7 protein-coding genes are annotated in these 6,092 nt (G+C 73.8%); all 7 read right to left on the minus strand.

Annotated features, from left to right (window positions below):
* The coding region (locus tag Q0L15_RS10640; RefSeq protein ID WP_296604229.1) for an SDR family NAD(P)-dependent oxidoreductase at nt 1-839 on the minus strand (839 nt) is incomplete at its 3' end.
* The gene (locus tag Q0L15_RS10645; protein WP_296604231.1) at nt 836-1,900 is read right to left on the minus strand and encodes an ABC transporter permease; all 1,065 of its coding nucleotides are present in this window, start codon (nt 1,898-1,900) and stop codon (nt 836-838) included. The genes Q0L15_RS10645 and Q0L15_RS10640, both read right to left, overlap by 4 nt.
* Nucleotides 1,897-2,733: an ABC transporter ATP-binding protein gene (locus Q0L15_RS10650; protein ID WP_296604233.1), complete on the minus strand. Its 837-nt coding sequence runs from the start codon at nt 2,731-2,733 to the stop codon at nt 1,897-1,899. Before Q0L15_RS10650 ends, Q0L15_RS10645 begins: the two co-directional genes overlap by 4 nt.
* Complete coding sequence (locus tag Q0L15_RS10655; RefSeq protein WP_296604234.1) at nt 2,730-4,130, minus strand: amidase; 1,401 nt, start codon at nt 4,128-4,130, stop codon at nt 2,730-2,732. Before Q0L15_RS10655 ends, Q0L15_RS10650 begins: the two co-directional genes overlap by 4 nt.
* A gap of 21 nt (nt 4,131-4,151) precedes the next feature.
* Complete coding sequence (locus Q0L15_RS10660; RefSeq protein WP_296604235.1) at nt 4,152-5,195, minus strand: hypothetical protein; 1,044 nt, start codon at nt 5,193-5,195, stop codon at nt 4,152-4,154.
* Entirely contained in the window at nt 5,195-5,692 is a 498-nt protein-coding gene (locus Q0L15_RS10665) for a SigE family RNA polymerase sigma factor (RefSeq protein WP_296604237.1), read from the minus strand. The genes Q0L15_RS10660 and Q0L15_RS10665 overlap by 1 nt, the downstream gene beginning before the upstream one ends.
* 113 nt (nt 5,693-5,805) lie before the next feature.
* On the minus strand, nt 5,806-6,092 hold a 287-nt coding region (locus Q0L15_RS10670; RefSeq protein WP_296604238.1), incomplete at its 5' end, for an NAD-glutamate dehydrogenase domain-containing protein.

Raw genomic sequence — 6,092 nt, forward strand, 5'->3', positions numbered from 1 at the left:
TCGGGGAACATCCGGTCGAAGCGGTGGAACAGCCAGTCGCTGAGTCGCGGGGCGACGAGGTTGACGACCTCGCCGACGTCGCCGGCCACGGTGTTGACGGTCAGCGGCCGCTCCTCCAGCGCCCGCAGCACCCGCTCGGCGGCGCTCTCGGGGCTGGCGCCGCGGCCGGCGTACGCCTCGGTCGGCGCGGACATCGCGGTGCGGATCAGCGAGAAGCGGATGTTGGTGAAGGTGACCCCGTCGCCGTACGTCTCGCGGCCGGCGATCCGGCTCCACGTGTCCAGCGCCGTCTTGGAGGCGAGGTAGGCGCTGAACTTGGGCGCCTTCATCTGCACGCCCCAGCTGAGCACGTTGACGACGTGGCCGAAGTGCTGCGCCCGCATGGCCGGGAGCAGGCCCATCGTGAGCCGCACCGGCCCGAAGTAGTTGATCGCCATCGTGCGCTCGAAGTCGTGGAACCGGTCCTCGCTCAGCGAGAGCGAGCGGCGGATCGAGCGGCCGGCGTTGTTGACCAGGTAGTCCACGAACCCGTGCTCGGCGAGCACCTGCTCGACGAGCCCGTCGACGGCGTCGCCGTCGGTGAGGTCGCAGGCGTACGCCGACGCGTGGCCGCCCGCCTCCTCGATCGTCCGGCGGACCCGCTCGAGCTCCTCGGCGCGGCGGGCCACGAGCAGCACGGTCGCGCCGGTGCGGGCCACGGCGTACGCGGTGGCCTCCCCGATGCCCGAGGAGGCGCCCGTGACGAGGACGGTGCGCCCGGCCAGCGGGCTGGCCAGCCCCAGGGGACGCGCCACCAGCCGGCGTACGCGTGCCAGCGGGGTCTGGAGGAGCAGTGTCATGCCGTCTCCCACCGGAACAGCCGGGCGGCCACCAGGGTGACCACGATCGCGAACACGGCCAGGAAGCCCATCGGCACGAGCCCCGCCGTCCACGGCTCCCCGCGGACCATCACGTCGAGCATCCCGTCGTTGAGGTGCTTGAGCGGCAGCACGTTCGCGACGGACCGGAGCCACTGCGGCGCGCCCTCGAGCGGGAAGAACGAGCCGGACAGGAACGCCATCGGCAGCACCATGAAGTTCGCGGCGTTGGTCGCGCCCTCCTGGGTCTTGGTGATGGCGCCGGCGAGCAGGCCGATCGACATGAAGCACAGCGTGCCGACCACGATCAGCGGCACCGACATCCACCAGGCCCCGCTCAGCGTCAGGTCGAAGAACAGCGCGCCGATGCCGACGAAGATCGCGAGCTGCACGATCGCGACGGCGACGGTCACCGAGACCCGGGCGCCGACGACGGTGCGGGTCGAGACCGGCGCGAGCTGGAGCCTGCGCAGCAGCTTGCTCTGCCGCCAACCCTGCAGGGTGGCGGCAGCGCCGAAGGCGGCGCTCATCGCGACGGCCCACCCGAGCAGCCCAGGCGTGTAGTACTGGATCGCGTCGAGGGACTCGTCCTCGACCGACCGGGTCTCCAGCGCGTACGTCGGGGGCTCGCCCGTCACCGCGAGGTTCGTGCCGTCGACCAGGGCCTGCAGGGCGCCGGCGGTGATGCCGGCCCGGGCGGGGTCGGTCTGGGTGTAGTGCGCGACCACCGTGTCGCCCTGCTGCTCCACTGCGACGTCGGCGTCGCCCTTGCGCACCTGGTCGATGGCGTCGGCGAGGTCGTCGCTGCGGGTGACGTCGAAGGTCGCGTCGAACGTGGCGTCGGCGCCCTCCGGCTGGTCGTCGATCAGCGAGACGTCGCCGACGACGATCATGTCGACCTTCCCGACCGACTGGTCGGCGAAGAGCCCGCCGAAGAGCACGAGGAACATCAGCGGGAAGACGAGCGCGAAGAAGACCGCCGAGCGGTCCCGCAGGAAGCCGCGCAGGATCGCCCTCGACAGGGCGAGGAACGGCGTGCTCACGCGCGGTACTCCCGTCCGGTCAGGGAGAGGAAGACGTCCTCGAGCGTGCCGGTCTGCACCTGCAGGTGGTCGAGACGGCCCTCGCCGGCGAGCCGGGCGATCTCGGCGGCGGGCTCCCGGGTCGAGATCACCTCGCCGTCGGCCAGCGTGATCCGGGTCGGGGCGTCGAGCCCCTGGACCAGGGCGGCCGGCGTGTCGACGACCAGGACCTGTCCGTGGTCCATGATCGCGACGCGGTCGCACAGCGCCTCGGCCTCGTCCATGTAGTGCGTGGTGAGCACGACGGTCCGGCCGGAGTCGTTGAGCCCCGAGAGCAGCTCCCACAGGTTGCGCCGGGCCTGGGGGTCCAGCGCGGCGGTCGGCTCGTCGAGGAAGACCACCTCGGGGTCGTGCACCAGCGCGCAGGCGATCGAGAGGCGCTGGGCCTGGCCGCCGGAGAGGTCCTCCACGCGGCTGTCGGCCTTCTCGGTCAGCCCGACCCGCTCGAGCCACTCGTCGGCGCGGCGGGCGCTCACGCCGTACAGCGCGGCGAAGGTGTGGATCTGCTCGCGGGCCGTGAGCCGGTCGAAGAACGACGACGCCTGGAGCTGGACGCCGATGCGGGGCAGCAGGGCCGGGTTGCGCGGCCACGCCGGCAGACCGAGCACCGTGGCGGAGCCGGCGACCGGGCGGCGCAGGCCCTCGATCATCTCCAGCAGCGTGGTCTTGCCGGCGCCGTTGGGCCCGAGGATGCCCACGAACTCGCCCTCGGCGACGCTCAGGCTCACGCCGTCGACCGCGCGCAGGTCGCCGTAGGTCATCGTGAGGTCGACGACCTCGATCGCGGCGCTCACCTCCCGTCGCCGGCGAGCAACGGCCAGGGCCGCGCCGCCTCGAGCTGGGCGGAGAGCGAGAAGAGCGTCGCCTCGTCCTCCGTGCGACCGACCAGCTGCACGGCGACCGGCAGGCCGTCCGCGGCCACGCCGCAGGGCACCGAGGCGGCCGGGTTGCCCGCGACGTTCCACAGCGCGGCGTAGGCGATGGCCGGCATGGCGCGCAGCGAGGCCCGCACCGTGCCGACGCCGTCGAGCCGCCCGACCCGTGGTGGGCGGTGGGCGATCGCGGGCGTGAGCAGGACGTCGACCTCGTCGAAGACGCGGTTGGCCTTGGTCGCGACCTGCTCGGTCGCGCGCAGCGCCGCGTCGATGACCTTGGGCGTCACCCAGGAGCCGAGGCGGTAGGTCTCGCGGGTGCGCCGCTCGAGCCGGTCGAAGTGCTCGACGAGGTCGGCCTCCGCGCGGATGCCGGCGAAGAACTGCGGCACGAACGCCGTGGTCGGGTCGGGATAGCGCGGGTCCACCTCGCGCACGTCGTGGCCGAGGTCGCTGAGCAGCCGCGCGGTGTCGCGGACGGCCTCGACGTGCAGGGGGTCGGGACGGACGCCCAGCGTGACCGGCTTGGTGGTCCACCCGATCCGCAGGCGTCCCGGCTCGCGCTGCGCGGCCGCCACGAACGGCTCCTCGCCGCCGGCGGTGTAGAGGTCGCCCTCGACGTTGCCGCGGATCGCGTCGTAGACGATCGCGCTGTCGAGCACGCTGCGGGTCAGCGGTCCGGCGGTGCCGAGCGCCCACCACAGGTGCGCGTGCGGGGCGGTCGTCACCCGGCCGCGCTGGGGCTTGAGCCCGAAGAGTCCGCAGCTGGCGCTCGGGATCCGGATCGACCCTCCCCCGTCGCCGCCCATGCCGGCAGGCACCATCCCGGCCGAGACCGCCACGGCGGTGCCGCCGCTGGAGCCGCCGGGCGTGCGGGAGGGGTCCCAGGGGTTGCGGGTCACGCCACGCGAGGCGGACTCGGTGAAGGGGAACGCGCCGAACTCCGGCATGGTCGTCTTGGCCACGATCACCGCACCGGCCGCGCGGAGCCGGCGCACGACCTCGGCGTCGGCGGCCGCGGGCGTGACGTTGGCGTCGCCGCCGAACGTCGTCACCGTGCCGGCGACGTCGATCTCCTCCTTGATCACGATCGGTACGCCGTGCAGCGGCCCGACCGGGTCGCCGGTGGCCAGCGCCTCGTCACGCTCCTGGGCCTCCGCGATCGCGGCGTCGACCATCAGCTGGGAGATGGCGTTGAGCCCGCGGTCGCGCTGCTCGATGCGCGCCAGCGCCTGCTCCACCACGCCGCGCGCGGAGATCTCCCCGCCCGCCACCCGTCGTGCTGTCTCGGCCACGCCCGTGCGCGAAAGGTCGGTCACACTCCCGGAGGCTAGCGGCTCCTACATGTCGACACCGATGAAGGCCGGATCCCCGCCCTTCGTGGTGAGCGGGCCGAGCTCGGTGCAGGTCCCCGACGGCACCTCGCAGTCGTAGACCGTGGCCGGGTGGCCGTACTGCGCAGCGAGGATCGAGCCGTCGGTGTCGATCGCGAAGAACGTCGCCTCCTGGTCGAGCACGATCGGCGCGCCGCCGTCGGTCGACTCGAGCGTGCTCGACCAGGACAGGACGTGCGAGCCGTCGTAGGTGAGCTGGGCGTCGATCGCGCCCTCGACCAGGCGGTACCGCGTGGCGCCGGGCCCGTCGGGCCGCGGCCCGTCGTAGAGGAGCACGCCGTTGCGCACGTCGGCGACCCTCGTCCGCGGGCCGGCGACCTCCTCGACCCGGTCGGTCGCGGCGTCCCAGGACGTGGTGCCGCCGCCGGTGCGGAGGAACACGACCCCGTCGTCGAGGGCGTCGATCACCGTGCCGTGCGGCACGGTGTGCCGGCCGAGGACGTCGTCGCTCGCGAGATCACGGACCACCACCTCGAGCCCGTCGTCCGTGCCGACCGCGTAGGCGACCAGCGCACCCCGGCTGTCGACCTTGGCCGTCGGGTGGCCGCCACCACCGGGCGCACCCGGCTCCAGGTCGCGGAACTCCCCCGACTCCTCGAGCAGCATCGGGTGCCCGTCGTCGTAGAAGACCACGCCGTACGGCGTGGCCGTGGCGTCGGTGTCGAGGTAGTCCAGGTCGTGGGCGGGGAACTCGCGTCCGCCCAGGTGGATCACGAAGCCGGGGTCGGCGTAGGCCCGCAGGCCGTGGGAGAAGTCGAGCTGCCCGACCGGGTCGAGGCCGCGCTCCCCCTGGTCGACCGCGTCTCCGCCGCCGAGGACGAGGACGAGGGCGGTGCCGGCGGCGACGACGCCCAGCGCCGCGCCGCCGGCGGACAGCTGGCGGCGGCGTCGCAGCCGTCGCCCGTCGCGGCGGACGGCGGCCAGGTCTCCGGTGGGGGGCTCCACGAGGTGGAGCCGCTCGTGCAGGACCTCACGTAGGTCGGTGGTCATCACTGGTCTCCCTCGAGCGCGGCCGCGACGCGGCGGAGGTTGGTGAGAGCGGCGGACGCCTGCGACTTCACGGTGCCGCGGCTGCAGCCGAGCACCTCCGCGATCTGTTCCTCGGAGAGGTCCTCGTAGTACCGCAGGACGACGACGGCCCGCTGGCGTGGCGGCAGCGCGAGCACGGCCGCCCACACGGCGTCGCGCTCGACGACGCCCGGTTCGGGCCCGTCGTGGGCTCCCGGTGGCTCGGCGTCGTGGTGCGGGCGCTCCCGCTTCCACCAGCCCCGCCGCCGGGTGCCGAGCACCTCGTTGACGACCATCCGCCGCACGTACGCCTCGGGGTGCTCGGTGCTGCTCACGTGGCCCCAGCGTGCGAAGGCGCGCGCGTACGCCGCCTGCAGCGCGTCCTCGGCCGATCCGGCGTCGCCGGCGACGGCGTACGCCGTGCGGAACAGCCGCGGCCAGGTGGCCCGGAAGAAGTCGTCGAAGTCCTCCGTGGTCACCCGTGCCTCCGGTGTCCCGGCGTCGGCCCGAGCCGCAAGTGCGTCCATACCCTCCAGATGCACCCTCCGCCCTCGGGGGTTGTCCCGAGGGGCCGGGCCATTTCCGACAGGCCTCAGCCGGTCGCGATCAGGCCGCGGACCACCCGCAGCCCGACCGAGAGCCGGGCGAGGTCGGCCGCGTCGTCGGCACAGATCTCCTCGAGCGTGCTGGCCGCCCGCGGCACGAGCGCGCCGTCGGCCTCCTCCCAGGCGGCGATCCGCGCGGGCGCGGGGTCGTCCGGGGAGGTCGTCGCGAGCACCTGCGCGGTGAGCTGGGTGTGCACGTCGTGCAGGTCGTCGCGCAGCGAGGCACGGGCCATGGTCTGCCACCGGTCGTCGCGCGGCAGCCCGAGGATCCGCT

It is taken from the genome of Nocardioides sp. (assembly GCF_024509035.1).
Lineage (GTDB): Bacteria > Actinomycetota > Actinomycetes > Propionibacteriales > Nocardioidaceae > Nocardioides.